This is a genomic window from Actinokineospora terrae (genome assembly GCF_900111175.1).
Lineage (GTDB): Bacteria > Actinomycetota > Actinomycetes > Mycobacteriales > Pseudonocardiaceae > Actinokineospora > Actinokineospora terrae.
Genome location: NZ_FOGI01000016.1, coordinates 23,654 through 50,559, shown reverse-complemented (window position 1 = coordinate 50,559; position 26,906 = coordinate 23,654). Strand labels below are relative to the sequence as shown.

At 71.4% G+C, this 26,906-nt stretch carries 26 protein-coding genes; 10 read left to right on the top strand and 16 right to left on the bottom strand.

The features are described 5' to 3' along the window. Positions 1-9 precede the first annotated feature (9 nt). Together wzt and glfT1 are read left to right on the top strand one after the other, a co-directional pair. Positions 10-798, top strand: coding sequence for a galactan export ABC transporter ATP-binding subunit Wzt/RfbE (gene wzt, locus BMY07_RS29925; RefSeq protein ID WP_092786026.1), 789 nt, complete (start codon positions 10-12; stop codon positions 796-798). Beyond that, on the top strand, positions 798-1,694 hold the full coding sequence (glfT1, locus tag BMY07_RS29920; protein ID WP_092786024.1) for a galactofuranosyltransferase GlfT1: 897 nt from the start codon (positions 798-800) through the stop codon (positions 1,692-1,694). Before wzt ends, glfT1 begins: the two co-directional genes overlap by 1 nt. Here the strand turns inward: glfT1 and BMY07_RS29915 are convergent. Next, positions 1,691-2,197: a DUF6817 domain-containing protein gene (locus BMY07_RS29915; RefSeq protein WP_092786022.1), complete on the bottom strand. Its 507-nt coding sequence runs from the start codon at positions 2,195-2,197 to the stop codon at positions 1,691-1,693. The genes glfT1 and BMY07_RS29915 overlap by 4 nt on opposite strands. A gap of 94 nt (positions 2,198-2,291) precedes the next feature. Here BMY07_RS29915 and BMY07_RS29910 point away from each other — a divergent pair, with 94 nt between their 5' ends. Then, positions 2,292-2,564, top strand: a complete 273-nt coding sequence (locus BMY07_RS29910) for a hypothetical protein (RefSeq protein ID WP_092786020.1) — start codon at positions 2,292-2,294, stop codon at positions 2,562-2,564. A 4-nt stretch (positions 2,565-2,568) separates the two neighbouring features. On the opposite strand, the gene BMY07_RS29905 is transcribed toward BMY07_RS29910, so the two are convergent. After that, the gene (locus tag BMY07_RS29905) at positions 2,569-2,991 is read right to left on the bottom strand and encodes a GtrA family protein (RefSeq protein WP_092786018.1); all 423 of its coding nucleotides are present in this window, start codon (positions 2,989-2,991) and stop codon (positions 2,569-2,571) included. A 77-nt stretch (positions 2,992-3,068) separates the two neighbouring features. Between BMY07_RS29905 and dprE1 the strand changes: the two genes are divergently transcribed. The 4 genes from dprE1 to BMY07_RS29890 are packed head-to-tail and all read left to right on the top strand — an operon-like array spanning position 3,069 to position 8,558. Then, positions 3,069-4,436 carry a decaprenylphosphoryl-beta-D-ribose oxidase gene (gene dprE1, locus BMY07_RS29900; RefSeq protein WP_092786016.1) on the top strand — a complete coding sequence of 456 codons (1,368 nt, stop codon included), beginning with the start codon at positions 3,069-3,071 and terminating at the stop codon, positions 4,434-4,436. Then, positions 4,433-5,188: a decaprenylphospho-beta-D-erythro-pentofuranosid-2-ulose 2-reductase gene (gene dprE2 / locus BMY07_RS29895; protein ID WP_092786014.1), complete on the top strand. Its 756-nt coding sequence runs from the start codon at positions 4,433-4,435 to the stop codon at positions 5,186-5,188. The genes dprE1 and dprE2 overlap by 4 nt, the downstream gene beginning before the upstream one ends. Positions 5,189-5,236: 48 nt before the next feature. Further along, positions 5,237-5,401: a hypothetical protein gene (locus BMY07_RS34660; protein ID WP_177215880.1), complete on the top strand. Its 165-nt coding sequence runs from the start codon at positions 5,237-5,239 to the stop codon at positions 5,399-5,401. A gap of 58 nt (positions 5,402-5,459) precedes the next feature. Continuing rightward, positions 5,460-8,558 (top strand): AfsR/SARP family transcriptional regulator, encoded by a 3,099-nt coding sequence (locus BMY07_RS29890; RefSeq protein ID WP_092786012.1) that lies wholly within the window; start codon positions 5,460-5,462, stop codon positions 8,556-8,558. A gap of 229 nt (positions 8,559-8,787) precedes the next feature. Here the strand turns inward: BMY07_RS29890 and BMY07_RS29885 are convergent, their stop codons facing one another. The 4 genes from BMY07_RS29885 to BMY07_RS29870 form a co-directional block, all read right to left on the bottom strand. Further along, the gene (locus BMY07_RS29885; protein WP_245782745.1) at positions 8,788-9,654 is read right to left on the bottom strand and encodes a decaprenyl-phosphate phosphoribosyltransferase; all 867 of its coding nucleotides are present in this window, start codon (positions 9,652-9,654) and stop codon (positions 8,788-8,790) included. Between the two features lie 56 nt (positions 9,655-9,710). Next, positions 9,711-10,193 carry a phosphatase PAP2 family protein gene (locus BMY07_RS29880; protein WP_245782744.1) on the bottom strand — a complete coding sequence of 161 codons (483 nt, stop codon included), beginning with the start codon at positions 10,191-10,193 and terminating at the stop codon, positions 9,711-9,713. A gap of 108 nt (positions 10,194-10,301) precedes the next feature. Continuing rightward, on the bottom strand, positions 10,302-11,519 hold the full coding sequence (gene glf, locus BMY07_RS29875) for a UDP-galactopyranose mutase (RefSeq protein WP_092786005.1): 1,218 nt from the start codon (positions 11,517-11,519) through the stop codon (positions 10,302-10,304). 121 nt (positions 11,520-11,640) lie between these two features. After that, positions 11,641-12,627, bottom strand: coding sequence for an LLM class flavin-dependent oxidoreductase (locus tag BMY07_RS29870; RefSeq protein ID WP_092786003.1), 987 nt, complete (start codon positions 12,625-12,627; stop codon positions 11,641-11,643). Positions 12,628-12,707: 80 nt separating this feature from the next. Here BMY07_RS29870 and BMY07_RS29865 point away from each other — a divergent pair, with 80 nt between their 5' ends. After that, positions 12,708-13,523 (top strand): HAD family hydrolase, encoded by an 816-nt coding sequence (locus BMY07_RS29865; RefSeq protein ID WP_092786000.1) that lies wholly within the window; start codon positions 12,708-12,710, stop codon positions 13,521-13,523. A gap of 46 nt (positions 13,524-13,569) precedes the next feature. Here the strand turns inward: BMY07_RS29865 and BMY07_RS29860 are convergent, their stop codons facing one another. After that, complete coding sequence (locus tag BMY07_RS29860) at positions 13,570-13,926, bottom strand: hypothetical protein (protein WP_092785998.1); 357 nt, start codon at positions 13,924-13,926, stop codon at positions 13,570-13,572. 245 nt (positions 13,927-14,171) lie between these two features. On the opposite strand from BMY07_RS29860, the gene BMY07_RS29855 reads away from it, so the two are divergent. Continuing rightward, positions 14,172-14,375: a cold-shock protein gene (locus BMY07_RS29855; RefSeq protein WP_092785996.1), complete on the top strand. Its 204-nt coding sequence runs from the start codon at positions 14,172-14,174 to the stop codon at positions 14,373-14,375. A gap of 286 nt (positions 14,376-14,661) precedes the next feature. Here BMY07_RS29855 and BMY07_RS29850 read toward each other — a convergent pair whose 3' ends face one another. The 6 genes from BMY07_RS29850 to BMY07_RS29825 form a co-directional block, all read right to left on the bottom strand. Beyond that, complete coding sequence (locus tag BMY07_RS29850; protein WP_092785994.1) at positions 14,662-16,554, bottom strand: glycosyltransferase; 1,893 nt, start codon at positions 16,552-16,554, stop codon at positions 14,662-14,664. Positions 16,555-16,624: 70 nt separating this feature from the next. After that, a complete protein-coding gene (locus BMY07_RS29845; protein ID WP_092785992.1) occupies positions 16,625-18,526 on the bottom strand; it encodes a glycosyltransferase in 1,902 nt (633 codons plus the stop codon). Between the two features lie 232 nt (positions 18,527-18,758). Beyond that, positions 18,759-19,214, bottom strand: coding sequence for a DUF2304 domain-containing protein (locus tag BMY07_RS29840; protein WP_092785990.1), 456 nt, complete (start codon positions 19,212-19,214; stop codon positions 18,759-18,761). A gap of 9 nt (positions 19,215-19,223) precedes the next feature. Continuing rightward, the gene (locus BMY07_RS29835; protein ID WP_092785988.1) at positions 19,224-19,961 is read right to left on the bottom strand and encodes a glycosyltransferase family 2 protein; all 738 of its coding nucleotides are present in this window, start codon (positions 19,959-19,961) and stop codon (positions 19,224-19,226) included. 70 nt (positions 19,962-20,031) lie between these two features. After that, entirely contained in the window at positions 20,032-21,351 is a 1,320-nt protein-coding gene (locus tag BMY07_RS29830; RefSeq protein WP_092785986.1) for a lipopolysaccharide biosynthesis protein, read from the bottom strand. Continuing rightward, positions 21,348-22,358, bottom strand: coding sequence for a glycosyltransferase family 2 protein (locus BMY07_RS29825; protein WP_092785984.1), 1,011 nt, complete (start codon positions 22,356-22,358; stop codon positions 21,348-21,350). Before BMY07_RS29825 ends, BMY07_RS29830 begins: the two co-directional genes overlap by 4 nt. Positions 22,359-22,444: 86 nt before the next feature. On the opposite strand from BMY07_RS29825, the gene BMY07_RS29820 reads away from it, so the two are divergent. Beyond that, entirely contained in the window at positions 22,445-23,545 is a 1,101-nt protein-coding gene (locus BMY07_RS29820; RefSeq protein ID WP_092785982.1) for a UDP-N-acetylglucosamine 2-epimerase, read from the top strand. 558 nt (positions 23,546-24,103) lie between these two features. Here the strand turns inward: BMY07_RS29820 and BMY07_RS29815 are convergent. The 3 genes from BMY07_RS29815 to BMY07_RS29805 are packed head-to-tail and all read right to left on the bottom strand — an operon-like array spanning position 24,104 to position 26,831. Beyond that, positions 24,104-24,787 (bottom strand): LbetaH domain-containing protein, encoded by a 684-nt coding sequence (locus BMY07_RS29815; RefSeq protein ID WP_092785980.1) that lies wholly within the window; start codon positions 24,785-24,787, stop codon positions 24,104-24,106. Then, a complete protein-coding gene (locus BMY07_RS29810; RefSeq protein ID WP_092785978.1) occupies positions 24,787-25,737 on the bottom strand; it encodes a Gfo/Idh/MocA family protein in 951 nt (316 codons plus the stop codon). The genes BMY07_RS29815 and BMY07_RS29810 overlap by 1 nt, the downstream gene beginning before the upstream one ends. Then, the gene (locus BMY07_RS29805; RefSeq protein WP_092785976.1) at positions 25,734-26,831 is read right to left on the bottom strand and encodes a DegT/DnrJ/EryC1/StrS family aminotransferase; all 1,098 of its coding nucleotides are present in this window, start codon (positions 26,829-26,831) and stop codon (positions 25,734-25,736) included. Before BMY07_RS29805 ends, BMY07_RS29810 begins: the two co-directional genes overlap by 4 nt. Between the last annotated feature and the right edge of the window lie 75 nt (positions 26,832-26,906).

The window sequence follows — 26,906 nt, the reverse complement described above, 5'->3', positions numbered from 1 at the left end:
AGCCGCACCATGGTCAGCATCGACGTACGCAACGCCTGCGTGGACTTCCCGATCTTCGACGCCAAGACGCGCTCGCTGAAGAAGGCCGTGCTCGGCAAGGTCGGCGGCAAGATCGGCACCGAGGCGCGGGTCCCGATCATCGAGGCGCTGCAGGACATCAGCCTGAGCCTGCGCGACGGTGACCGGGTCGCCCTGATCGGGCACAACGGCGCGGGCAAGTCGACCCTGCTGCGCCTGCTGTCGGGCATCTACGAGCCGACCAGGGGCACCTCGGAGATCCACGGCAAGATCGCGCCGGTCTTCGACCTCGCGGTCGGCATGGACCCGGAGATCTCCGGCCTGGAGAACATCCTCATCCGCGGCCTGTTCCTGGGCATGACCCGCAAGCAGATGCAGGACCGGGTGGAGGACATCTCCCAGTTCACCGAGCTGGGCGACTACCTGCACCTGCCGCTGCGCACCTACTCGACCGGCATGCGGGTGCGGCTGGCGCTGGGCGTGGTCACCTCGATCGACCCGGAGATCCTGCTGCTCGACGAGGGCATCGGCGCGGTGGACGCGGCGTTCATGGCCAAGGCGCGGGACCGGCTGGTCGACCTGGTGCGCCGGTCGGGCATGCTGGTGTTCGCCTCGCACTCCGACGAACTGCTCTTCGAGCTGTGCAACACGGCCATCTGGATGGACGAGGGCCGGATCAAGATGCACGGCGACCTGCGCGAGGTGCTGACCGCGTACAAGGGCCGCGACCCGCTGGAAGGCATGAGCCCGGAGACCCTGGAAAGGCTCGGCGAGAAGTGATGAGGCGGTTGCCGACGGGTGCCGTGGTGGCCGTGGTGGTCACCAGGCACCGGCGAGCACTCCTGTCCGACTCCCTGAAGATGATCGCGGCGCAGACCCGGCCGCCGGACCACCTCGTCGTGGTCGACAACGGCCCGGACGACTCGGCGCAGGACGTGGTCGAGTCCAGTCCGCTGCCCACCACCTACCTGCCGTCGCACCGCAACCTGGGCGGCGCGGGCGGTTTCGCGCTGGGCATCCTGCACGCCCTGGCGATGGGCGCCGACTGGCTGTGGCTGGCCGACGACGACGGCCGCCCCGCCGACGAGTCCGTGCTGGCGACCCTGCTGGACGTGGCCGAGCGGCGCGGGCTGGCCGAGGTGTCACCGATGGTGACCAACATCGAGCACCCCGAGAAGCTGGCCTTCCCGCTGCGCCGCGGCCTGACCTGGAAGCGCGACGCCGACCAGCTCGGCGAGGACTTCCTGCCCGGCATCGCGTCCCTGTTCAACGGCGCCCTCTTCCGCGCCGACACCCTCGACGTGGTCGGCGTCCCCGACTACCGCCTCTTCTTCCGCGGCGACGAGGTCGAGATCCACCGCCGCCTCGTCCGCTCCGGCCTCCCCTTCGGCACCTGCCTGCGCGCCGCCTACCTGCACCCGGACGGCAGCGACGAGTTCAAGCCCATGCTCGGCGGCAAGCTGCACGCGCAGGACCCGGACAACGCGGTGAAGCGCTACTACACGTACCGCAACCGGGGTTACCTGCTGTCGCAGCCGGGCATGCGCAAACTGGGCATGCTGGAGGTCTTCCGCTTCGGCCTGTACTTCCTCGGCACCAAACGCGACCCGAAAGCCTTCTACGAATGGCTCAAACTGGTCCGGCGAGGGCAGCAAGAGCGCTTCTTCCGGCACTAGAGCCGTTCCAAGGCCTCTACCGCGGGAAGGCTTGCGTAGGCGGACCACGAGGTCAAGCGCAGGCGGAGTTCGGCGGCGTGGCGGCGGCGTAAGAGGGGGCTTTGGGTCATGACGTCTAGTTCGTTGGCGTAGGTGAGTTCGACTATGTCTCGGAGTAGGCCGTTGTCGACTTGGCTGGCGGTGCCGGTGAAGCGGTCGCGGACTATGCCGGTGAGGAGGCGGGGGTAGCTGAAGGCGCGGTCCAGGGCGCAGTAGGCGTACACGATGGCTTCGGCTTCGACGCCGATGTAGTCGACTAGGACTGGGCGTTCGTGGGGGGAGAGCAGGGAGTGCGGGAAGCCGTCGGTGCCGTAGGCGGCGTGGGCCAGTCCTGCGGTCTGTAGCGCCGGGCGGGCGCCCCAGGCGGCTAGGGCGTCGCGGGTGCGACCGAGGTGGGCGAGCAGGGTGCCGCCGGGGTGGGCGAGTTCACCTGCCCCGCGGGCGGCGAGCAACTCCTCGATCATGGTTGCCAGGCTACCCCGGCGTTTCCGCTCTCAGCGGATCCGCTACGGGTGAACTTCCCTTGCCAGACAACGGTTGTCGTGGTGTCCTCAGCCCATGAGCGAACAGCGGCACGCCCTCGTCCTGCACCTCGCCAGCGGCGGGGAGCCCCTCATCTTCTCCCTGTCGGAGCGCAGTGCCAAGAGCCTGTCCGCGCGGCTGCCGGTGCTGATGGCCTCCGGTGGCGTCGACACCCCGGACTTGGCGGACGGCACCACGGCGGCGGTCAACTTCGGACACGTCGCGAGCGCCCACATGGACACGCTGCCCGCGCACGTGAAGGTCTACGGCACCCCCAGCAACCGCACCCACGGGTTCGCCAGCAACTAGCCACCTAGCGACCGGCGCGGAACACCACCGTCCGCAGCAGCACGAAGTTGATCGTGGTGCCGACGCCCTGGGCGATCACCCAGGCCACCGCGTACTCCCAGCGGAAGGTCGGCAGCACGGCCAGCATCAGCGCGTTGGTGCCCACGTTGACGAAGAACGTCACCGTGTAGAGCAGCGCGAACCCCCCGGCCTGCCCCGCGCCGCGGTCGGCGGCGTCGGTGAAGGTGAACCGCTTGTTGAGGAAGTACGCCGTGGTGGTGCCCAGGACGAAGCTGAGCGCCTTCGCCAGGTGCACCCACAGGCCCGACTGCAGCAGCAGCCAGTAGGCCCCGGAGTCGACCAGCGCGCAGAAACCACCGACCAGCACGAACCGGACGAGCTGCTGGAGCAACCCGACCCGCTGGGTGTCGTCTCGGACCTCGGCCATCTCGTCACGTCCCCTGTTCGGCCCCGACCGCGGGGACAAGTCTAGGAGCGCGCGACGGCCCGGCTACCCTGGGTCCGGTGGAGCCAGGAAAGTACGAGACGCGGAGGCTGACCGGCTGGGGACGCACCGCGCCGACGGTTGCCTCGGTCGCCACCCCCACCACTCCCGAGGACGTCATCGCCGCGATCGCCTCGGCCGGACCGCGCGGGGTCATCGCCCGCGGCCTCGGCCGGTCCTACGGCGACCCGGCGCAGAACGCGGGTGGCCTGGTCGTGGACATGACCGGCCTCGACCGCATCCACTCGATCGACGCCGACTCCGGCCTCGCGGTGCTCGACGCCGGGGTGAACCTGGACCAGCTGATGCGGGCGGCGCTGCCGTTCGGCCTCTGGGTCCCGGTGCTGCCCGGCACCCGCCAGGTGACCATCGGCGGCGCGATCGGCTCGGACATCCACGGCAAGAACCACCACAGCGCGGGCAGCTTCGGCAACCACGTGCGGTCGCTGGACCTGCTGACCGCGGACGGCTCGGTCCGCACCCTCACCCCGGACGGCCCGGAGTCGGACCTGTTCTGGGCGACGGTCGGCGGCATGGGCCTGACCGGGATCGTCCTGCGGGCCACGGTGGCGCTCAAGCACACCGAGTCGGCGTACTTCATCTCCGACACCGACCGCACCGCGAACCTGGACGAGACGCTGGAGGTGTTCTCCGACGGCTCGGACGACACCTACGAGTACTCGATGGCGTGGTTCGACTCGATCTCCACCGACGGCAGGCTGGGCCGCGCGGTGTTCTCCCGCGGTTCGCTGGCCAAGCTCGACGAGCTGCCCAAGAAGTACCGCAAGGACCCGCTGCGCTTCGACGCCCCGCAGCTGCTGACGCTGCCGGACGCGTTCCCCAACGGCCTGGCCAACAAGCTGACCTTCCGGATGCTGGGCGAGGCCTGGTACCGCAAGGCGCCGAAGCAGTCGCGCGGGCAGGTCATGAACCTGACCGCGTTCTACCACCCGCTGGACATGTTCGGTGAGTGGAACCGGGCCTACGGCACCCACGGCTTCCTGCAGTACCAGTTCATCATCCCGTTCAGCGCCGACACCGAGCTGCGCTCGATCATCCGGCAGATGGCCGAGTCGGGGCACGTGTCGTTCCTCAACGTGTTCAAGCGCATGGGCGAGGGCAACCGGGCGCCGCTGTCGTTCCCCCAGCCGGGGTGGACGGTCACCGTCGACTTCCCGATCGCGCCGGGGCTGCACGAGTTCTGCGCGCGGCTGGACGAGCAGGTCCTGGCCGCCGGTGGTCGGCTCTACCTGGCCAAGGACTCGCGCACGGCGCCGGAGACCTTCCACCGGATGTACCCGGGGCTCGACGAGTGGCGCAAGGTGCGGCACTCGGTCGACCCGGACGGCCTGTTCACCTCGGACCAATCGCGAAGGCTCGGACTTTGATCAACGCAGTCGGTACCCCGCAGTCCCTGCTCCTGCTCGGTGGCACGTCCGAGATCGGGCTGGCCATCGCCGCCAACTACGCCAAGCAGCGCCCGCTGGCGGTGACCCTCGCCGCGCGGCCGTCGCCCCGGCTGGACGCCGCCGCCGAGCAGCTGCGCGCCCTGGGCGCCACGGTGCGCACGGTCGCCTTCGACGCCCGCGACTTCGACTCGCACCCGAAGGTGGTCGCCGAGGCGTTCGGCGACGGCGACATCGACGTGACGGTCGTCGCGTTCGGCGTGCTCGGGGACGCCGAGCAGCTGTGGCAGGACCACGCGGCAGGCGTCGAGGCGGCCCAGGTGAACTACACGGCGGCGGTGTCGGTCGGCATCGCGCTGGCCGAGCGGCTGCGCGCGCAGGGCCACGGTTCGGTGATCGCCCTGTCGTCGGTCGCCGGAGAGCGGGTGCGCAGGTCGAACTTCGTCTACGGCTCCACCAAGGCCGGGTTCGACGGCTTCTACCTGGGCCTCGGCGAGGCGCTGCGGCCGCAGGGGATCACCGTCACGGTCGTGCGGCCCGGGTTCGTGCACACCAAGATGACCGAGGGCCTCAAGGCCGCGCCGCTGGCCACCACCGCCGACAAGGTCGCCCAGATCGCGGTCGACGCGGTGCGCTCGCGCCGCGAACTGGTGTGGGCACCCGCGCCGTGGCGGGTTGTGATGTCGGTCCTGCGGCACGTTCCGCGACCCATTTTCCGCAAACTTCCCATCTGAACCGTTCGCCCCATCGCCCGGTGCGCGCCGGGCTAGCATCCCCACGAGGTGGCGGAGGGGGGACCGATGGCGCTCGACGGGGTGTTCGCGCAGGCCGGGACCGGGTCGGCGCGGTACCGGCGCCCGATCTCCCGGCAGCCGGGCGCCCGCGTCCCGTGCGCGCCGAACGCGTCGATGCCACCGGTCACCGAGCCGCTGACGCGGTGGTGGTGACTTCCCGGACGCGACGGCCGATAGTGGTCACCAAGCACACTGACCTGGGGGTAGAGACGTGCGCATCCTGGTGCTGGGGCAGGTGGAGATCAGATCCGACGAGTCGGAGGACCCGGTCATCGCCCTCGGCGGGGCGAAACCGAAGGCGCTGCTCGCCGCGCTGATGATGCAGCCGCGGCAAGTGGTGCCGACCGAGCGGCTCATCGACCTGCTGTGGGACGACTCGCCGCCGGCGTCGGCGGTGGCGCTGGTGCACACCTACGTGTCGCTGGTGCGGCGGGCGGTCACGGCGGCCGGGCGGCGGGGGTCGCTGACCACCAAGGCCCCCGGTTACCTGCTCGACGTCGACCCGACCGACAGCGACCTGGAGAGCTTCGAGAACCACCTGTACGCGGCCAGGCACGCCGAGCGCCAGCTCGACCACGACTCGGCGACCGGCCTCTACGAGCAGGCGCTGCGGCTGTGGCGGGGTCCGGCGTTCGGCGGGGTCGACGCCGGTTTCGCCAGGACCCGCTCGGCCAGCCTGGCCGACGAGCGGTTGGCCGCCGAGGAGGGCCTGGCCAGGTGCATGCTGCAGCAGGGCAGGGCCGGTGAGGTCGCCGCCCACCTGCGCCGCCTGGTCAACACGCACCCGCTGCGCCAGCAGTCCAGGGTGCTGCTGATGCGCGCGCTGCACGAGAGCGGCAGGCAGGGCGACGCGCTCGCGGTGTACCGCAACGGCCGCGAGCACCTGATGGCCCAGCTCGGGGTCGAGCCGGGTGACGAGCTGCGGGAGCTGCACTCGGCGATCCTGAACGGCTCACTGCGCTCCACGACCACCAAGCGCAGGCCGCGCTCGCCCGCGGTCGTGCAGCACACCGTGCCCAGGCACCTGCCGCCGGACGTCAGCGACTTCACCGGTCGGGCCGAGCAGCTGCACACGATCATGGCGTTGAGCGAGGCCGGTGCGGCGACGGCGCCCGCGGTGCTGGTGTCCGGCGCCCCGGGGACCGGCAAGTCGGCGCTGGCGGTGCACGCCGCGCACCGGCTGCGGGTGCGCTACCCGGACGGGCAGCTGTTCGCCGACCTGCGCGGCAGCGGCCGCGACCTGGGCGCGCACGAGGTGCTCAGCCGGTTCCTCGGCGCGCTCGGGGTGGCGGCGGGAGATGTGCCGACCGACTTCGCGGAGCGGGTCGAGCTGTTCGGCAGGCGGGTCGCGGACAAGCGGCTGCTGATCGTGCTGGACAACGCCAGGGACGCCGAGCAGGTCAGGTACCTGCTGCCGCAGGCGCCGAACTGCCTGGTGATCGTGACCAGCCGGACGCGGTTGCCCGGGCTGCTCGGTGTGGTGCGGGTGGAGCTGGACCTGCTGTCCACCGAGGCGTCGATGCGGATGCTGGGCCGGGTGGTCGGGCTGAGCCGGGTGGAGTCGGAGCCGATCGCGGCGGCGACCATCGCCGAGCTGTGCGGCGGGATCCCGCTCGCGGTGCGCGCGGCCGGCGCGAAGCTGCTGGCCAGACCGAACTGGCCGCTGCGGGCGCTGGCCGCCCGGCTCTCCGACGAGCGCGGCAGGCTCGACGAACCCGCCGACGGCGACCTGGCCGTGCGGTGCGGGCTGCGGCTCAACTACGCCGAGCTCGACGACGTCCACCGGCACGCGTTCCACCTGCTCGCCCTGCTCGACCTGCCGGACTTCGGCTCGTGGCTGGCCGCCCCGCTGCTGGAGGTCGGCGTCGACGAGGCGGAGGACGTGGTGGAGCGGCTGGTCGACCTGCGGCTGGTCGAGGTCGCCGGGATCGACGCGATCGGCCGGGTGCGCTACCGCTTCCACGACATGGTGCAGCTCTTCGGCGCCGAGCAGGCCAACCGCGAGGAACCGGCGGACGCGGTGGCCGCCGCGGTGTGCCGCACGCTGGCGGCGTGGATGTGCCTGGTCGAGGCCGGGGCGAACAGGCTGCCCAGGGTGACGCTCGGGCTGCGGACCACGCCGCGGGCGGGGGTGGACCTGGACGCCAGGCTGGTCGCGGACACCGAGCAGGACCCGTCCGGCTGGTTCCGCTCGGAGACCGCCGCCGTGGTGCGGACCGTGGAGCGCGCGCACGAGCTGGGCATCGACGAGATGACCACGATGCTGATCGCCGCGCTGCTGTCGTCGCCGTTCGCCGCGCGCAACGAGTTCGACGGCTGGCAGCGCACCCACGAGGTCGCCCTCGCCGCCGCCAGGGACACCGGCGACACGCGCGCGGAGGCCACCGTGCTGACCGGGCTGGGCCAGCTGTACTACGAGAAGGACGAGTACCCGGACGCCCTGGCGCACTTCACCCAGGCGGCGGACGGCGCGAGCAAGGTCGACGACGACGCGACCCTGGCCATCGCCCTGGTCGGCATCGGCACCGTGCACCGCGACCTGGCCCAGTTCCGGCTGGCCCGCGAGCACCTGGCCAGGGCCACCCAGATCGGCGAACGCGGCGGTGACCTCAGCGTGGTCGCCGCCGCCGACTACGGCCTGGCCTCCATCTGGCGCGACCTCGGCGACATGCCCTCGGCCGCCGCCCGCTTCACCCGCTGCGCCGACGCCTACCGGGCGCTCGGCGACCCGCGGGGCGCTGGTCTGGCGCTGCGCGGGCTGAGCCTGTGCCACCGGGCGGTGGACGAGGTGGACCTGGCCGCGACCCTCAGCGAGCAGGCCGAGGCCATCCTGCGCGGGTCGGGCGACCAGCTGGGGGCGACGTACGCGGCCCAGTCGCTGGCCAAGGCCCGGATCCGGCAGGGCAGGGTGGCGGGGGTGGCGGAGGCGCTCGCGGACTGCCTGACGCTGTGCACCACCCAGGGCGACCGGTTCGGCGTGGCGCTGGTGACCAGGACGCTCGGGGAGCTGGCGCTGGCCGAGGGTGAGGCCGAGGCGGCCGTCCGGCTGCTGGCCGACGCACTGGGGAAGTGGACGGAGCTGCGGCTGCCGCTGTGGCAGGCGCGCACGCTGCGGGACCTGGCGGCGGCCGAGGCGGACAGCGACCCGGGCCTGGCGGACGCGCACTGGGCCAGGGCGGTGGCGCTGTTCACCCAGGTCGGCACCCGGGAGGTTGGGGAGCTGGCGGACCTCACGCCTGGGATGTGGTCGATGCGGGTCAGGCGTTGCTCGGCGGTGGCGGCGGAGCAGGGCTTGACCACCGGGACCTGAGGGCGGGGGTGGGGTGGTGGGCTCGATGGGGCGAACTTGTTTTGCGCGGGCCCCTGCACCCTCCTGGGAAGAGCACAAAGGCGGGGCCTGAAAAGCGGCCCTCCCCGCGCGGCGAGCTTACGGAGGGTGCCACCCCACACAAAACAAGTTCGCCCCATCGAGCAGTGTTCGTGTGGAGGGGCTGGAAGCAGTCAGGATGCGTGGAGTTCGCCAGTTGAGCGGGGAAGCGCTACAGGTAGATCGACAGGGCTAGGCAGGCCACCCAGGACAGGCCTAGGACCTGGAGCACCCGGTCCTTGAGGGCGATGTCCTCCGGGGTGCCCGCGTGGCCGCCGTCGACGTCGACGGCGTAGCGGAGGACGGCGATGACGAACGGGACGATGGAGATGACCGCCCAGACCGAGTTGTGCGGGTTGCGCTCGCGGATCTCGAAGGCCCACAGCGAGTAGGTGGTGATCATGACGGCGGCCGCGGTGGCCCACACGAAGCGCAGGTAGCTCGACGAGTACTTCGACAGCGACGCGCGGATCTTGGCGCCGGTCTTCTCGAACAGCACGATCTCGGCGTAGCGCTTGCCGGAGACCATGAACAGCGAGCCGAACGCGGTGACCAGCAGGAACCACTGCGAGAGCGGGATGCCGGCCGCGACACCACCGGCGATCGAGCGCAGCAGGAAGCCGGAGGCGACGATGCACAGGTCGATGACCGGCTGGTGCTTGAGGCCGAGGCAGTAGCCCAGCTGCACCGCGGCGTACACCGCGAGCACCACCGTCAGCTGCCACCCGGCGAGCAGGCTCACCCCGAGGGAGCCGAGGAACAGCACGACCGCGGCCGCGTACGCCAACCGCACCGGGACGATGCCCGAGGCGATCGGGCGGTTGCGCTTGGTCGGGTGCTCGCGGTCGGCCGCGACGTCGATGGCGTCGTTGACCAGGTAGACCGAGGAGGACACCAGGCAGAAGGACGCGAACGCGATCACGGCCGCGACCAGCACGTCCTGCTCGAAGATGCGGTTGGCGGTGAACGGGGCCGCCAGCACGAGGACGTTCTTGACCCACTGCCGGGGCCGCGCGGTGCGCAGCAGCCCGGCGAGCACGCCGGGGCGCGCGGTGGGGGTCGCCGACTCGGTCCGGTGTTCGGTCGCCTGGTCGCTCACCGCTTGCCTCCCCGGAGCTTGCGCCGCAGCAGCCCGCCGACGACGGCGCCGAGGGCGGAGCCCGCGAGCACGTCGGTCGGGTAGTGCACGCCGAGCACGAGCCGCGAGAGCAGCATCGGCGGGACGAGCACCGGGACCAGCTTGCGGCCGGTCAGCCCGGAGAACAACACGGCGGCCGCGGTGGTGGAGGTGGCGTGCGAGGACGGGAAGCTGAGCTTGCTCGGCGTGCCGACCAGGACCTGCACCGACGGGTCGTCGGGGCGGGGCCTGCGCACCACGCGCTTGATGGCGATCGACGCGGCGTGCGCTGCGACCACCCCGCCTGCGGCGACCAGCCAGTCCTTGCGCCGGTCCTTGTCGACGGCGGCGCCGAGCAGGCCGAGCGCGAACCAGCCCGCGCTGTGCTCGCCGAACAGGGACAACCCCCTGGCCGCTTTCACCACCGGCGGCGTGCCGATGGCGCTCTGCACGCGGCTCAGTGCGGCGGTCTCCCGCCCGGCCGCGGACGCGCTGCGGTCCACTTGGCTTTCCTCCCAGTCGTGGTGTTCCCCCGACAGAGCATCGGGGGAGCAGCCGCGGTGTTTCGCCTAGACGTCGATCGAGCCGTCGAGCGGGGCGCCGTCACGCAGGTGGGGGGCCACCTTGTTGTCGAAAACCGACAGCGCGGAGCCGATCGCCATGTGCATGTCGAGGTACTGGTAGGTGCCGAGCCTACCGCCGAAGATGACGTTCTTCGTGGCCGCTTCACCCTTGGCCAGGTCGCGGTAGCGGGCCAGCTTGGTGCGGTCCTCGGCGGTGTTGATCGGGTAGTACGGCTCGTCGTCGTCCTCGGCGGCGCGCGAGTACTCCTTGACGATCACCGTCTTGTCGGTCGGGTAGTGCGTGCGCTCCGGGTGGAAGTGCCGGAACTCGTGCACCCGGGTGTAGGGCACGTCCTGGTCGTTGTAGTTCATGACCGAGGTGCCCTGGAAGTCGCCGATCGGCAGGACCTCCACCTCGAGGTCGACCGTGCGCCAGCTCAACCGACCGGCGGAGTAGTCGAAGTACCGGTCCAGCGGTCCGGTGTAGACGGTCGGGGTGCCTGCCGGGATCCGGTCCCGCACGTCGAAGTAGTCGACGTCGAGGCGCACGTCGATGTTCGGGTGCGCGGCCATCTTCTCCAGCCACGCGGTGTACCCGTCGACGGGCAGGCCCTCGTAGGTGTCGTTGAAGTACCGGTTGTTGAAGTTGTAGCGCACCGGCAGCCGGGTGATGATCGACGGCGCCAGTTCCTTCGGGTCGGTCTGCCACTGCTTGGCGGTGTAGCCGCGGATGAACGCCTCGTAGAGCGGTCGTCCGATCAGCGAGACCGCCTTCTCCTCGAGGTTCTTGGCCTCGTCGGTGGCGATCTCGCTGGACTGCTCGGCGATGAGCGCCCGCGCCTCGTCCGGGGTGTGCGACTTGCCGAAGAAGGTGTTGATCAGCGCCAGGTTCATCGGCAGGGCGTAGACCTGGCCCTGGTACTTGCCGAACACCCGGTGCTGGTAGTCGGTGAACTCGGTGAACTGGTTCACGTAGTCCCACACCCGCTTGTTCGAGGTGTGGAACAGGTGCGCGCCGTAGCGGTGCACCTCGATGCCGGTCTCCGGCTCGTTCTCCGAGTAGGCGTTGCCGCCGATGTGCGGGCGGCGTTCGAGGACGAGCACCCGCTTGTCCAGTTGGGTCGCCGTCCGCTCGGCGATCGTCAGGCCGAAGAACCCGGACCCGACGATGACCAGGTCGTACCCGTCGTAGTTGTCATCACTGGTTTCTGCAACCGCGCTCACGGTGGGCCAGGCTACCCGCGCACCGGATTTCGCTTGACGGCGAGGCACGGATCACTCCCGGGCCGGGGACGGCGATCGGCCCCGGCGTCCTCCCCCGGGCGCCGGGGCCGATCGTTCCCCCCTATTTCCCTCCCCCGCCTTCTCGGACGCCTGACACCCCGGACCCGTTGCCCGGGTTCGCGGAGTTGTCGGCGTCGCGGCGGGTAGCCCTACCGCCCAGCAGCGGCAGCACGTCGGCGGCGACCTCTTCGAGCACCAGTTCGCGGCCCGCGTACGGCCCGTCCGGCCGGGGCCAGTGGATGACGACGTCGGTGAACCCGGTGTCGCGGGCCCGGCTGACGTGCTCGGTGAACGCCTCGACGCTCTCCAGGGCGAACAGCGGCGAGGCGTCGACGCTGACGTACCTGTCGATGGTCGAGGGGTCGCGGCCGATCTCCTCGAGCGCCCGGTCGAACCGGGCGGCCCGCTTGGCCACGTCGGCCCACCAGGCGGCCACGGTCTCGGCGCCGCCGGGGCGCCCGGTGGTGACCCAGCCCTGGCCGAAGCGGGCCGCGAGGCCCATCGCCTTGGGGCCGTTCGCGGCGATCAGGAACGGCACCCGGGGCCGCTGCACGCAGCCGGGGGCGTTCCTGGCGTCCTCGGTCCGGTAGTACTCGCCGGTGAAGGTGGTCTTCGGCCCGGTGAGCAGCGCGTCGGAGAGTTCGACGAACTCGGCGAAGCGGTCGGCGACCTGGGCCTGGGTGGTGTCCTCACCGCCGTGCCCCATGGCCTGGCGGTCGTACTGGCCGAGGCCGCTGGCCCCGGACCCGAGGCCGAGCATGAACCGGCCGTCGGAGATGTCGTCGATGGCCAGCGCCTGTCTGGCCAGCGGCACCGGGTGGCGGAAGTTGGGGGAGACGACGAAGGTGCCGAGCCGGATCTCGGAGGTCACCATCGCCGCCGCGGTCAGGGTGGGGACCGAGTCGAACCAGGGGCCGTCGACCAGGCTCCGCCACCCGAGGTGGTCGTAGGTCCAGGCGTGGTCGAAGCCGTATTCCTCGGCTCCGCGCCACTTCGGTTCGGCCGCCCACCAGCGATGCTCGGGGAGAATGACAATTCCTACGCGCACCAGGCGAACCTAGCGGCAGCCCGACCCGGGGGTAACGAAGGCCACCGGAACCGGGTCGACGGGTCCGGGAGGATGGGCGCGTGGACTCGCCCCGGCTCGTCGCCTCCGACATCGATGGAACGCTGCTCGGCCCGCTGGAGCGGGTGACCGACCGCACGGTGGGGGTGATCGCCAGGGTTGTCGCGACCGGGACGCCGTTCGTGCTGGTCAGCGGGCGTCCGCCGCGGTGGATCCCGCCGGTGTCCGACAGCGCGGGGCTGGACGGGTACGCGGTCTGCGCCAATGGGGCGATCATCTACGACATCAGCACCGGCTATGTGGTCTCGGCACACCAGTTGGACCCGGTCCAGCTGCACGACGTGGCGCACGTGCTGGACCGGGCGATCCCCGGTGCCGCGTTCGCGACCGAGCGGGTCGTGGTCGGCGGGCCGCACCTGGAGGCCCCGTACGCCGCGGAGCAGCGCTACTCGAACCCGTGGGGCGACGCAGTCGACGAGCTGACCGTCGCCTCCCGCGCCGAGGTGCTCGGCCGCCCCGCGGTGAAGCTGCTGGTGCGGCACGCGGGGATGACCAGCGCCGAGATGCTGTTCGCGGCCCGCGAACTGCTCGGCGACAGCGTCGATGTGACGTATTCGACGAACCTGGGCCTGCTGGAGGTCTCCGCGCCGGGTGTGACCAAGGCCAAGGGGCTGGCCGAGGTGGCCGAGCTGACCGGGGTGCCGCGGGCGTCGGTGATCGCCTTCGGGGACATGCCCAACGACATCGAGATGCTGCGCTGGGCCGGGCACGGGGTGGCGATGGCCAACGCCCACGACGACGTCAAGGCCGCGGCGGACGAGGTGACGGCGCCGAACTCCGAGGACGGGGTGGCGCAGGTCTTGGAGCGCTGGTTCTAGCGGGCCGACGCCCCGTCCCGGTGGCGGGACGGGGCGTGCCGGTGGGTCAGACCTCGCTGCCGCGGGCCAGGTGTTCGCGCAGGGCGATCGGGGCCCCTGCCAGGTCCTCGTCGTTGCAGAGCAGCTTGACGTCGTAGTACGGCCTGCCCTCGCGGTCGTCGTAGTCGAGGTGGATGGCGATCACGTCGACCGGTTCGCCGAGCCAGTCCTGGGTGCGCCGCAGCCAGGACGCCGCCCGCTCGAGCGCGGTGGGCAGGTCGTCGTCGCGGAACTCGACCGGTCGGTACGGGACGCCTTGGACCTGGTCACCCACATTGGCTGGCCTCGGCAGGTCGACGGATACGCCGACATCATCGAGGCGGAGTGCGATGGACTCGGTGTTGTCACTGGCGAGCTCGCTCACCTTGACAGCGTCTCCCAGCGGGTGGCTGGTCGCAACCCCCGGCATGCGGGTGCGCGGGTGCTGCGGTGTGTGGTTGACTGTATCCGGTCGTGAATTTTCTTGAGTACGTGTTAGATCACGCTCGCAAGAGATCGTTGCGGGCGCGCGGTTTTCCTCCAGGTCAAGCCGGAGAAGTCGCCGTCTGAAACCGACCATGGGTTTGCGCGACCGCGCAGAGCCAAGCGGTACCTGTTGAGGAGATAGACGTGGCACAGGGCACAGTGAAGTGGTTCAACTCCGAGAAGGGCTTCGGCTTCATCCAGCCGGACGACGGCGGCGCCGACGTCTTCGTGCACTACTCGGAGATCCAGGGCTCGGGCTTCAAGACCCTGGACGAGAACCAGCGCGTCGAGTTCGAGATCGGCCAGGGCCAGAAGGGCCCGCAGGCCACCGGCGTGCGCGCTCTCTGATCTTGACGCTAGCAACCTGAGGCCCGATCCCCGCTCCGGCGGAGATCGGGCCTCAGGCCATTTCCGAACCCTTGTCGGCTCTGGTCGGGAAAATTCACCCTATTGGGCGAAAGATGTGCGCGGGTCCCCGGAAAGGCGCCCAGAAGCGCCCTGGCGTCCCGCACCCCGCCCGTCCCGGTGCCGCCGCCCGATTCGCCCTCGACCGCCCGAGAAGGGCGGTGAGCGGGCCGCAAACGCACACGAGGGCGGCCCCTGGTGGGGACCGCCCTCGCCGAGTTCGTGCGGACTAGTTCTCGAAGACCTTGCGCCAGGACTCCGTCGAGGTGAGCTCCGGCATGGCCGCGCGCCAGGTCTCGCGGGCGGCGGGCCACTCGGTGGCCAGGCGCCGGTACGCCGCGGCGGCCTGCTTCGACAGCTCGCGGAACACCTTCGGGTCCCGTCTGCGGAAGGCGACCCCGCTGCCGTCCGGGTTGGAGACGGTGGCGCTGTCCAGGTTGCCGAGCAGGAACCACAGCGCGCTGCTGGCGGGCACGTTGACCTGCGGGCGGTCAGCCGCCTCCGGGGCCGGGGGGCGCAGGTTGTGCAGCAGCGCCTTGGAGGCCTGGGCGGCGATCTTGGCCGGGTTCACCGGCGGCCGCAGCATCCGCTCCGCGTGCACCGCGTCCAGCGACGGCGGCGGGAACTGGCTGGCCGAGGCCAGGGTCTGCGCGTCCGGGTACTGCTTGCGGATGCGCTGGACCTCCGGCAGGGCGGTCGGCAGCAGGTCGAAGAGCCGGTCGGGACCGGCCAGGAAGTCCTCGATCGCCTTGATCTCGATCGCGACCGTCGAGTACTCCATCGACAGCAGGCGGCGCAGGGTGTTGCGCATGCCCTGCTTGACCAGCACGGCGCGCTGGTCGTGCGGGCTGTGCAGCGCGGCGACGACCAGCCGGTTGCGCAGGTGGAAGTAGACCGTCCAGTCCGACAGGTCGTTCTTGTCGGTCCACGGCATGTGCCAGACCGCGGAGCCGGGCAGGGTGACCGTGGGGTACCCCTTGGCCAGCGCGCGCAGCGAGTACTCCGCGTCGTCCCACTTGATGAACAGCGGCAGCGGCAGGCCGTTGGCCTCGACGATCTCGCGCGGGAACAGGCACATCCACCAGCCGTTGTAGCTGGAGTCGATCCGCCGGTGCAGCTCGGGGGTCTCGCGCAGCGACTCCTCGCCGAAGTCGTGCTTGGTGACCGCGCCCGGCGCCGGGCGCCAGTAGCAGCTGTGCAGGTCGACGACCTCGCCCATGCTGTGCAGCTGGGCCTTCTCCTGCAGGTTGAGCATCTGCGAGCCGACGATCATCGGGCTGGTCGCCGCCCTGGCGAACGCGCTGGCCCGCAGGATCGAGTCCGGCTCCAGGGCGATGTCGTCGTCCATCAGCAGGATCTGGTCGACGTCGGAGTGCTCGATCGACTCGTAGAAGGCGCGGCTGAACCCGCCGGAGCCACCCAGGTTGCCCTGCTCGATGACCTCGAGCCTGGCCCCGAGCAGCTGGGCGGCCTCGGCGAAGCGCGGGTGCCCGGAGATCTTCTGGGTGCCCTGGTCGGCCACGTAGACCTTGGTGACCACGTCCAGGATCGCCGGGTCCTCGCCGAGGGCCAGCAGCGAGGCGACGCAGTCGTCGACCCGGTTGAACGTGGTGGTGCCGATGGACAGCTTCACCGGCGGCAGGTCCAGCTCGGTAGCCCACACCGCGTCCGCGAGCTCGAGGGTCGAGTCGTCGGTGAACAGGTCGAACCAGACCCAGCCGCCGTCCTCGAACGGGGCGAGGCTGACCCGGAACTCCGCGGTGGTCCACTCGGCGCCGGAGCGCACGGCCTGCCCGGCCAGGTGCGCCTGGTCGCCGTTGGGCTTGGACCGGTACACGTCGATCCGGCCGCCACCGCGCAGGTTCACCCGCAGGATGACCTCGGTGACCTTGGTCCAGCGCTTCCAGTACCCGGCCGGGAACGCGTTGAAGAACGCCGCGAACGACACCCGCGCCGAGACCGGCACGGTCACCGCGGTGCGCGAGGACACGTGGCTGTGCGCAGTCTCCAGCTCGTCCAGGTAGAGCGGTCGCACGTCCACCGGGTCGGTGTCGCGGGGCAGGATCACCCGCTGCAGCACCACCTGGTCATCGCTCCGCCGTGCCACGTCCTGCTCGGTCACTTCGCTCCTCCAGCGAACTGCGCTCACCCGGGGCGGTGTGCTGCCCCGGGCCTGTGGGGTTGGGACCTGCTCAGCGCAGGCCGTACAACCGCTCCCAGTTGTCCTTGTCGGTCAGTGCGGGCACCGCGGCGCGGTACTCCTCCTGAAGCCTGGGGCCTTCGGCGATGATCCGCCGCGCGACCTGGGCGACCCGCTTGGCCAGCTCGATGGTGGTCGCCTTGTCCCTGGTCCTGACCCGGACCGCGTCCTGGGCGGCGTCGGTGACGACGACCTTGTCGAACTGGGACACGTGCCACCACGCCGAGTCGACCGACGGCACGGCGCCGACCGGGTGCGTCGAGCGGCCGGTCGCCAGGTGCGCGAGCCGCTTGAGCAGCACCAGCCGGGGGCTCTTGGGCGCGGGCGCCGCCTGGATCAGCGGCACCGAGCCGAGGCCGAGCTCACCGAGCTTGCCGATCGGGTGCGCCACGGTGTCGGCGTACTCGGCGCGCAGCTTGCGGATGTCGGCCGCGGCCTGCTGGCCGCCGTCGTGCAGCGCGCGCGGGCCCTCCAGGAAGTCCTCGGCCGCCTTGATCATGGTGACCGCGAAGCCGTACTGCATGCCCAGCAGCGCGCGGGCCACCCGGGAGGTGATCACCCTGGCCATCTGCTTGGGCGGGAACGCCGAGTGCAGGGTGGCGACGATCATCGCGTTGCGGACGGCGAAGTACTCGTTCCACTTGTCGCCGTCCTTCCAGTCGAAGTCGGCGTGCCAGAGACCGGCGCCGGGCAGGGTCACCGTGTTGTACCCGCGGGAGCGGGCCCGGTAGCCGTACTCGACGTCGTCCCACTGGAAGAACACCGGAAGCGGGAGACCCAGCTCCCTGGCGACCTCGTTCGGGATCAGGCAGGACCACCAGGCGTTGTAGTCGGCCTCGACCCGGCGGTCGCCGCGCACCGGCTGGCCGGTCGGCTCGCCGTTGCCGTCGAGCGCGGGCTCGAGCAGGTCGACGTCGTCGAGGCCGTTGTGCACGACCTGGCCCGGGATGAGCTGGTTGAAGTCGGCGTACTCGGCGCTGGCGATGAGCCGGGTGGGGTGCAGCAGCCGCAGCATCTGGCCGCCGACCAGGGTCGGGCGCTGGGTGCGGTTGGCGAACGCGGAGAGCCGGACCGCGATCTCCGGCTCGCACAGCACGTCGTCGTCCATCAGCAGGATGTTCGACTCGCCGGACTTGGTGACCTCGTACATGCCGCGGCCGAAGCCACCGGCGCCGCCCAGGTTCGGCTGGCGCAGGTAGCGCAACCGGCCGCCGAGGGCGTTGTCGAGGTCGTTGAACTGGGGGCGCGACTGCACGGTGTCGGTGCCCTGGTCGACGACGTAGACGGCGTCGAGGACCTCGAGGGCCGCCTCGTCACCGGCGAGGGCGCCGAGGGTGCGGGTGCAGTCGTCGGCGCGGTTGAACGTGCAGATGACCACCGAGGTGGGCCGGTAGGTCTCCGGCGCGGCCACGGTCCAGACCAGCCGGTCGACGGCCAGGCCGGTGTCCTCGGTGTCGATCTCGACCCAGAGGAAGCCGCCGTCGAGGAACTTGTCCAGCTTGGCGGTGAGGGTGACGAGCTGGTCGGTGCCGCCGCGCACGTCGGTGGCGGCCTCCGGCCTGGTCTCGCCGCGGAAGTCCGAGGCGACCAGCGCGATCTTGGCCGACCCGCTGACCACCAGCTCCACGGTCACCTCGGTGACCACGGTCCAGCGCTGCCAGTGCGACGCCGGGAAGCGGCCGAAGTAGGTGTCGGTGCTCACCGCGGAGAACGGCTGCACGGTGATCCGCGTCCGCTCCCGCTCGGCCGCGCCGGAGACGATGGTGGTGTAGAGCTCGTCCGGGCACACCGGGTCGGGACCGCGGAACAACCCGCGTTGGGCGACCAGCCGCGCGGCTGGGGCGGTCGGCTCTGCCTCGGGTGCTGCGGTAGCGCTGGGGGCACTGCGGGTCATGCTTGTTCGGACCTCCAGAGAGCCGCCGCGCGCGGCCGTCTCAGTCGTCGGGCCGGTCACACGACCCGCGGGTCCCGGGTGCGCTGGGTGACCGATCGTGGGGTGAACCGGGCGCTGCACGGCGCCCGAGGCACTCCAAGGCTACCTGCTCGCCGCTGCCTTACCCGTTCGGCTGACCCCGAGCCCGGCCGCGGGTGGTAGGACCACGGCCGATGCCGGTGTCATGCCGGGTTCAGGACCGCGCCGAGGTGGTGGCGTGCGAGCCGTTGCGCGACGGGGTCCCGCTCGGGTCCCCCGCCTGCGCCGGGGCACCGGACTCGAGTTGGGCGATCCTGGCGTCGAGCTCCGCCCGCGTGCGCTCCAACTCGCAGCGCAGCAGGGCGATCTCCTCGACCGCCGTGCGCGTCTCCTCCTCCAGGTGACCGACCTCACTGCTGAGGTGCAGGCTCACCGCGGCCAGGACGATGCCGGAGAGCAGGAAGGTGAAGTTGGACGCGGTCTGCACGCCGACCAGGTCGGCGAGGTCCTGCGCGAAGTCGGGGAAGATGCCGAACACCAGCACGCCGACGCTGACCAGCAACCACATGCCCGCGTACTTCTCGCGCAGCTTGCGGCGCCGCATCAGCTCGACGACGAACAGCAGCACCAAGCAGGCGACGACGACGCTGAGCAACCGCCATCCGGCCATGGGGACCTCCTAGGCAGCGTCGGCCGACTCGACCGACGGACGACGGCGGACGAGCGCCAGCAGCAGGGCCAGCCCGGCCCGGAAAAGGTACACCGCGGCGCGGATCGGGGTCTGGCTCGGCTGGCCGCCGCTGCGCTCGCGCATCTCCACGGGGACCTGCCGGACGACCAGCCCGCCGCGGATGGCGAGCACGAGCGACTCGACGGTGTCACCGAGGTACTCGGCCGGGTAGTACTGGGCGAACATCTTCACCGCGCGCGGCCCGGCGGCCTTGAAGCCGGAGGTGACGTCGGTGAGCTTGGTCCTGGCCAGCCGCGAGATGACCACCGCCAGCACCCACATCGCCCAGCGGCGCGGGCCGGTGGCGCGGTAGGCGCCCTTGCCAGCGAAGCGGGCGCCGATGACCAGGTCGGCCTGGTCGAGGTGGTCGACGAGTTCCCGGACGTGCTCGGGGTCGTGCTGGCCGTCGGCGTCGACCTGGACCACCACGTCGTAGCCGTTGGCGACGGCGTAGCGGAAGCCGGTGCGCATCGCACCGCCGACGCCGAGGTTCACCGCGAGCCTGGCGACGGTGGCACCGGCCTCCCTGGCGCGGCGCGAGGTCTGGTCGGACGACCCGTCGTCCACCACGAGCACGCCCGCGTCGGGCAGCGTCTCGCGCACGTGGCGCACCACGGCGCCGACGTTGTTCTCTTCGTTGAGGGCGGGGAGCACGATGAGGATCCGCCGGGTGGCTACCTCGGCCATGGTGGAACCAATCCGTCGTAGGCCTGGAAACGCGGGAAGACGATACCGCGCGCGGTGCCGGGATCCGGTGTCAGGGCCGCGCGGCCGGGTCGACCGGCATGTCCCTGGGGTCCGATTTGGCCACCGCGGCCGCGGCGACGAGCAAGCCGACCGTGGGACCGACCACGAGCCCGAGCACGGCCTTGAGCACCGCGTCGCCCGGCCACAGCGCGACGACCAGGACGGCCGCGGTGGTGACCACCGCCCAGACGGCCAGCACCTGGGTCGGCCGGACCCTGGCCACGAGCACGGCGGCCAGCAGTTGCAGCACGGCGATCAGCACCGACGACCACACCAGACCGGCGACCGCCCAGCCCGCGACCACGAAGTCGGCGCCGAAGAGCAGCGACACCACCCACGGGCCGATGAGCAGCCCGACGAGGCCGCCGAGCGCGGCGAGCGCGACGGCGCCGACCGTGCCGACGACGAGCAGCCTGCGGAGCCTGCGCAGGCCGTCCGGGCTCTGCGAGAGGCGCACCACCACGGGCACCGCGATGGCCTGGACGGCGGAGAACAGCAGCAGCGGCACCCGCGCGACGGCGAGCGCGGCGAACAGGGTGCCGAGCCGGTCCTCGTCGCCGGGCGGGACGAGCAGGCTGACCACGGCCGGGTACCCGGTGATCACCGCGGCGGTGAGCGCCGAGCTGGTGAACAGCATCAGCATCCTGGGCACGACGACCCGCGGCGGGTCCCCGGGCAGCGCCGGGTCCACGTGGGCGCGGGTCCGCTTGGTGAACAGCACCCAGGCGAACGAGCCGACCGCGACCGCGACGGCCAGCGACACCATCCCGTCGAGCGCGGCGAGGACCAGGGCCACGATGACCAGCGGCCGGACGGCGGACTCGACCACGATCAGCCACGAGTAGGCGCCGACCTCGTTGGTGCCGACGAGCACCCCGCGCACCGCGAACTGCACCGCGAACGCGACCCCGGCGACCAGCACGACCACGGCCAGCCAGTGCTGGCCGCGGAAGAGGCGCTCGTTGACCGCGGGGATCAACGGGATGGCGGCGACCACGGCGACGGCGACGAGCCCGGTCACCAGGGCGGTGACGCCGTCCGCGCCGACCTTGGTGCCGCGGGCGCCCGCGAGCGCGGACTGGCGGGACAGCTCTTGTTCCAACGGGGACAGTGCGCTGCCCAGGCCGAACAGGAGACCCCAGAACGTCATGAAGATGGCGTAGTCGGCGGGGTTGAACAGCCGTCCGGTGAGGATCAGGACCGCATAGCCCAGGGCGGAGCCCGCGAGGATCGCCAGGCCCACCCGGCCGACCGACCTGCCCACGGCCTCGGTGGACTCCGGTTGCTCGTCCTGCGCGGGGTGAGCGGCGGGGTCGTGCTCGGTGGTCACCTGCGGAGCCAGGCCTTGGCGGCGAGGAAGAGGCCACGCAGGACACCGAGGCCGAAGCCGCCCGCGAACAGCGGGAGCAGCGTGGCGACCGCGCGCGCCTCCCCCGGCGTCGCGCCGCACCTGCGGACGGCGGCACCGGCGGCCGCGCAGCCGACCACGCCCGCGGCGATGGTCGTCTTCGGCTTGCGCACCAGCATCGCGACCGCGACGACGCCGACGCCGAGGGCGCCGAACAGGGCGGTGCGCGCGGGACCGGCCGAGGTGAGGTAGCTGTCGACGTAGGTCGTGCCGCGGTAGAGCGACTGCTTGGCGAACTTCTCCAGCGTGTCGCGGCCGTTGTAGACGGCGGCGAAACCGGGCGAGATGTTGATCCGCTCGCGGTCGATGATCCAGCGCAGCACCTTGGTGTCGTCGCTGGCGAGGGAGACGTCGTCGTAGAGCGAGTCGAAGGCCAGCACCGCGCCGTCGAGCGTGGTGCGCGGCGCGACGAAGAACCCGGTGCCCTTGGGGTACAGGTCGAACTCGTCGGGGCCGAAGGAGGTGAGCCTCGGGTCCGCGCAGTAGCGGCGCCACGGGATCTTGACCAGCCCGGCCATGAACCCGGCATACGGGTTGCCCGCGGAGGCGACGGTGATGTGGCCGTTCCACACCTTGCGCTCGGGGTGCTCGACGAGCTGGTCGCGCAGGTAGGTCAACGCGTCCGGCTCGACGATGACCCGGCTGTCGAGCAAGAGGACGAACTGGCCCGTCGCCTCGGACAGCCCTGCCTTGCGCGCCTCGAACCGGCCGCGGTTGGACTGGGAGACGACGGTGATGCCGTGTGTCTTGGCCAACTCGGCGAGCCTGTCACCGGTGGCGTCAGTACTACCGTCGTCGACGACGACGACCTGCGCCTCCCAGGCGGCCCGCTCCAGGGATTCCACGAGCGCCGCGACGCACCGCGGCACCCAGGATTCCTCGTTGTAGACCGGGATGACGACGCTCAACGTGGGCACGGGCGCGTTCACACCGGCTGACGATACCCGGGCACGGCGGTGGCGCGGACTGCGCCTATGCTGGCCGGGCTCTGCCGTCGAGCCGAAGAGGCCAGCTGGTGATCTCCTTCATCCTCGGCACCACCGCCGAACTGATCAAGATCGCGCCGGTGTACCACGCGATCGTCAACCGGGGCACGAAGCCGAAGATCTGGTTCACCGCCCAGCACGTCGACGAGGTCTCCGAGGTGCTGGCCGACCTCCAGCTGCCCGAGCCGGACGTGTGGCTGGTGCCGCGCTCCAAGGCGCGCAACCTGGAGACCCCGGCCCAGGTGCCCGGCTGGGCGCTGACCGTCGCCCGCAACGCGTGGAACCGCCGCTCGGAACTGCGCGCGATCCTCGCCGAGGACGGCCGCCCGCCGCTGGTCATCGTGCACGGCGACACCTTCACCACCCCCGGCGGCGCGCTGATCGCCAAGCGCTTCCTCGGCGCGCGGGTCGCCCACGTCGAGGCCGGGTGCCGCTCGGGCAGCCTGCTCAGCCCGCTGCCGGAGGAGATCAACCGCAAGGTCGCCGCCAAGCTGGTCGACCTGCACTTCGCCCCCAGCGCCCGCGAGGCCGACAACCTCCGCCACGCCCGCGGCGCGGTCATCGACACCGGCGCCAACACCGCCATCGACGCGCTGCGGATGGCCGTGAACGGCACCTTCCCGGACCTCGACCTGCCCGACGAGTACGGCCTGGCGACCCTGCACCGGTTCGAACTGGTCTCCCGCGCGGACAAGTACCGCGAGGCGCTGGAAGCCCTGCGCGACCACAGCTCGCAGTTGCCGATCCTGTACATGGCGGGCGCCCCGGAGCGGGAGCGCATCGAGCGGCTCGGCCTGGGCAACCTGTTCGACGGCAAGCGGTTCATCATCCAGCCGAAGATGCGGTACCTGCAGTTCCTGCCGCTGATGGCCCGCGCCAAGTTCGTCGTGACCGACTCAGGCGGCCTCGGCGCGGAGTGCTTCTACCTCGGGCTGCCGTGCGCGATCCACCGCGAGCGCACGGAATCACCGCAGCACATCGGCGAAACCGTTGTGCTGACCGGGATGCAGAAGGACAAACTCGCCGACTTCCTGTCCACATACCAGAACCGCCGGGGCCCGTCCCTTGTGGACCAGTACCAACCCAGCGACATCATCGTCGACACCCTGGCCCGGCTCGGCCACTGCTGATCTTTCGCACCTTCGACGGGGTGGGCACCGGCTTTCTCGGGTGCCCACCCTGTCGTTTGGGTCTGCTCCCGCCCGCTGGCCACCCGATCGCTCCCGCCTCGGGCCCGCCTGCCGCTCTCCAGGCCCTCTCGCCCGGCGTGCCCGCCCAGGCTCCCGCCTGTGGACAAGCCGCCCGACCGGGTGAACCCGCGCGCCTGAACCCCAGCCACCCGCAGGTCGCACCCATCCACAACCCCCGAGTTGTCCACAGCTCACGCCAATCCTCTGGCCCTGCAACCGTGGCCCGATAAAATGGTGCCGGGGCCGCCCCCCGGAGAGGGTGGGGGCTGGGGTAGGCGGGGAGGGCCTCCGGAACGGCGGCCGGAGGGGTGGCCGGGGGCGGGCAGCGGAGGTCGAGCCTGGGGCTCGCGGCGGCTGGCGGGCCTCACTGCGGCCACAGGCCTGGTGCGTGGCGACCGAAGGCGGCGATCGCGCGGCGGCTGAAGGCGGCGGCTGGCGGGTCGGCGCAGGTCGGCGCGTGGCGGCCGGGGCTGGGCTTTGCGGCGCGAAACCGGCGGGCTAGCGGTTCTGCCAGGCCTTGAGGAGGGTGGCGACGTCCGGGGGGAGGTCGGGGAGGGTGTCGGTGTGGCCGGAGAGGGTGGGGAGGAGTTCGGCGATGGTCTCGTCGGTGCAGCCGCGGCGGGAGAGGCCCACGGTGTTGTGGCCGATGGAGCGGGCGGGGTTGCCGACGACCTTGGCGAAGGCGCCGACCTCGCGGACGACGACGGTGCCCATGCCGACCATGGCGCCGGGGCCGATCTGGGTGCGCTGGTGCACCACGACTCCCAGGCCCAGGTTCGCGCCGGTCCACACGCGACAGTGGCCCGCGATCTGGACGCCGCTGGTGATGGTCACGTCGGAGTCGATGGCGCAGTCGTGGGCGATCCAGGAGCGGCCCATGACGTAGCAGCCGGAGCCGATCGTGGTGACGCCGAACATGCCCTGGGTGATGGAGACCGATTCCTTGAAGGTGTTGCCGTCGCCGATCACCACCCCGCCGCCGTCGACCTCGCCGTCCCAGCCGACCGGGTGCGGGCCGCCGCGGTAGTCGGCGGGTTGGCCGATGTCGGCGCGCGGGCCGAACCAGTTGCCGTCGCCGATGCGGGTCGGGCCGACGAGCACCGAGAACGGGCCGATGACGTTGCCGTCGCCCAGTTCGACCTCGGGGCCGATGATGGCGGTGGGGTGGATCCGGTTGGCCATCAGGACATCACGGCGGCGACCGCGCGGTGCGACGGCAGGATCGAGCGGCGCTCGGCGTCGGCGTCGACCCGGCCCGCGATCAGGTCCAGGAACCGGTCGAGCTGGGTGGCCAGCGGCTCGCGCGCGGTGACCAGCTCGGGGATCTCGATGATGCTCTGCTGCCGGTAGCCGCGGCCGTCCGGCGTGAAGGCGTCCTGCACGACGTTGCGGTACACGGTCACCGTGCGGCTGAGCAGGTCGACCTCGATGAGCCGGTCGAGCTCGTACACCGCGAGGGTGCGGATCTTGCGCTGCCCGATGCGGCTGGCCGACACGGTGGCGACGCCGGTCGTGAAGGTCAGCACCGCCTCGACGACGTCCTCCGCGCCGGGCACCGACGAGGGGTGGAACTGGCCGATGCCCGAGGACACCCGGACCGGCTCGACGCCGCGGAAGACCTGCAGCGCGATGTCGATGTCGTGCACCAGCAGGTCCCACGCGACACCGGTCTTGATCCGCGGCGCGTACGGGGAGTGCCGGGTGGCGGCGACGTGCACCGGCGCGTCGATCAGGCCGAGCGCGGTCATGACCGCCGGGTTGTAGCGCTCCAGCAGCCCGCACATGATCGGCAGGCCCGCCTTCTCGGAGAGCGCGAGGACCTCCTCGGTCTGCGGGAGGTTGGCGCACACCGGCTTCTCGATCAGCAGCGGCTTGCCCTGGCCGAGCACGTCCAGCGCGAGCTGGTGGTGCGCCTCGGTGGCCGCCGCGACGACCACGGCGTCCACATCGGACAGGTCGCCGAGCTCGGGGCGCCAGGTGGTCTCGTACTTCTGCGCCGCTGCGGTGCCGAACTCCTCGCGCGGGTCGATCACGACGGCGAGTTCGCAGTCCTGGCTCTGCGCGATGACGCGGGCGTGCAGCGAGCCCATCGTGCCGACCCCGACGAGCGCGATCCTGGGCAGTGCGGTCATGCGCCGAGCACCTCGCGAACCGTGGTGACGATGGTGTCGATGTCCCCGGCGGTCAGCTTCGGGTGCACCGGCAGCGACAGGGCCTGCTCGGCGACCTTGGTGGCGACCGGCGCGTCGGAGGCGATGACGCGCGGGTGGTCGCGGTAGCAGTCGTAGTCGAAGACGAGCTTGGGGTAGTAGATGCCGTTGCCGATGCCGCGCTCGGTGAGCTTGGCGGCGAACTCGTCGCGGTCGACGGCGGCGTCCTCGGTGACCAGGACCGTGTACTGGTGCCACACGTGCTCGCGGCCCGGCAGCACCGCGGGGGTCTCCAGGCCGGGGATGCCTGCCAGGCCCTCGCTCAGCGCGGTGGCGTTGCGGCGGCGTGCGTCGGTCAGCGTCGCGAGCTTCTCCAGCTGCGGGATGCCGACGGCGGCGTGCAGGTCGGTCATCCGGTAGTTGTGACCCGCGACCTCGTACTGGTACCTGGCGCGCATGCCCTGGTTGCGCAGCACGCGCAGCCGGTCGGCGAGCGCGGCGTCACCCGTCGTGATCACGCCGCCCTCGGCGGTGGTGACGTTCTTGGTGGCGTAGAGCGAGAAGCAGCCGATGCCGTAGCTACCGGCCGGGCGCCCGTCGAAGGTCGCGCCGACGGCCTGCGCGGCGTCCTCGACCAAGGCGAGGCCGTGCTCCTCGGCCAGCGGCACGAGCTTGCCCATGTCCGCGGTCTGCCCGTAGAGGTGCACGGGCATGAGGACCTTGGTCCGGTCGGTGACCGCGTCGGCGACCGAGTTCGGGTCGAGGTTGAAGTCGGTGCGGCTGATGTCGGCGAACCGGGCCGTCGCCCCGGCCTCGAGGATCGCGTTGAGCGTCGCGACGAAGGTGAACGGGGTGGTGACCACCTCGTCGCCCGGCTGCAGGTCGAGCACCTCGATGGCCGCGACCAGCGCCGTGGTGCCGTTGTTGACCGCGACCGCGTGCGGGACTCCGGCGACCTCGGCGAAGGCGTCCTCGAACCGCTTGACCATGGGCCCCTGCGCGATGACGCCCGACCGCAGCACTTCCAGGACCAGCGGCTCGGCGTCGGCGACGTCCACGACGGTGATAGGGATCATGCCTCGCTCAAGCTCCAACCTCGGGGTGGGCGGTCCGGACCGGGCCGCGCCCCCACGGTACCGGCCGCCGCCGGG

What these genes read in the sequence shown, in the direction of transcription:
- BMY07_RS29845 (WP_092785992.1), bottom strand. Translation starts at nt 18,526, where the DNA reads ATGACCCGCAGTGCCCCCAGCGCTACCGCAGCACCCGAGGCAGAGCCG.
- wzt (WP_092786026.1), top strand. Translation starts at nt 10, where the DNA reads ATGGTCAGCATCGACGTACGCAACGCCTGCGTGGACTTCCCGATCTTC.
- BMY07_RS29835 (WP_092785988.1), bottom strand. Translation starts at nt 19,961, where the DNA reads ATGGCCGAGGTAGCCACCCGGCGGATCCTCATCGTGCTCCCCGCCCTC.
- BMY07_RS29915 (WP_092786022.1), bottom strand. Translation starts at nt 2,197, where the DNA reads ATGATCGAGGAGTTGCTCGCCGCCCGCGGGGCAGGTGAACTCGCCCAC.
- BMY07_RS29810 (WP_092785978.1), bottom strand. Translation starts at nt 25,737, where the DNA reads ATGACCGCACTGCCCAGGATCGCGCTCGTCGGGGTCGGCACGATGGGC.
- BMY07_RS29905 (WP_092786018.1), bottom strand. Translation starts at nt 2,991, where the DNA reads ATGGCCGAGGTCCGAGACGACACCCAGCGGGTCGGGTTGCTCCAGCAG.
- BMY07_RS29910 (WP_092786020.1), top strand. Translation starts at nt 2,292, where the DNA reads ATGAGCGAACAGCGGCACGCCCTCGTCCTGCACCTCGCCAGCGGCGGG.
- BMY07_RS29840 (WP_092785990.1), bottom strand. Translation starts at nt 19,214, where the DNA reads ATGGCCGGATGGCGGTTGCTCAGCGTCGTCGTCGCCTGCTTGGTGCTG.
- BMY07_RS29815 (WP_092785980.1), bottom strand. Translation starts at nt 24,787, where the DNA reads ATGGCCAACCGGATCCACCCCACCGCCATCATCGGCCCCGAGGTCGAA.
- BMY07_RS29805 (WP_092785976.1), bottom strand. Translation starts at nt 26,831, where the DNA reads ATGATCCCTATCACCGTCGTGGACGTCGCCGACGCCGAGCCGCTGGTC.
- glfT1 (WP_092786024.1), top strand. Translation starts at nt 798, where the DNA reads ATGAGGCGGTTGCCGACGGGTGCCGTGGTGGCCGTGGTGGTCACCAGG.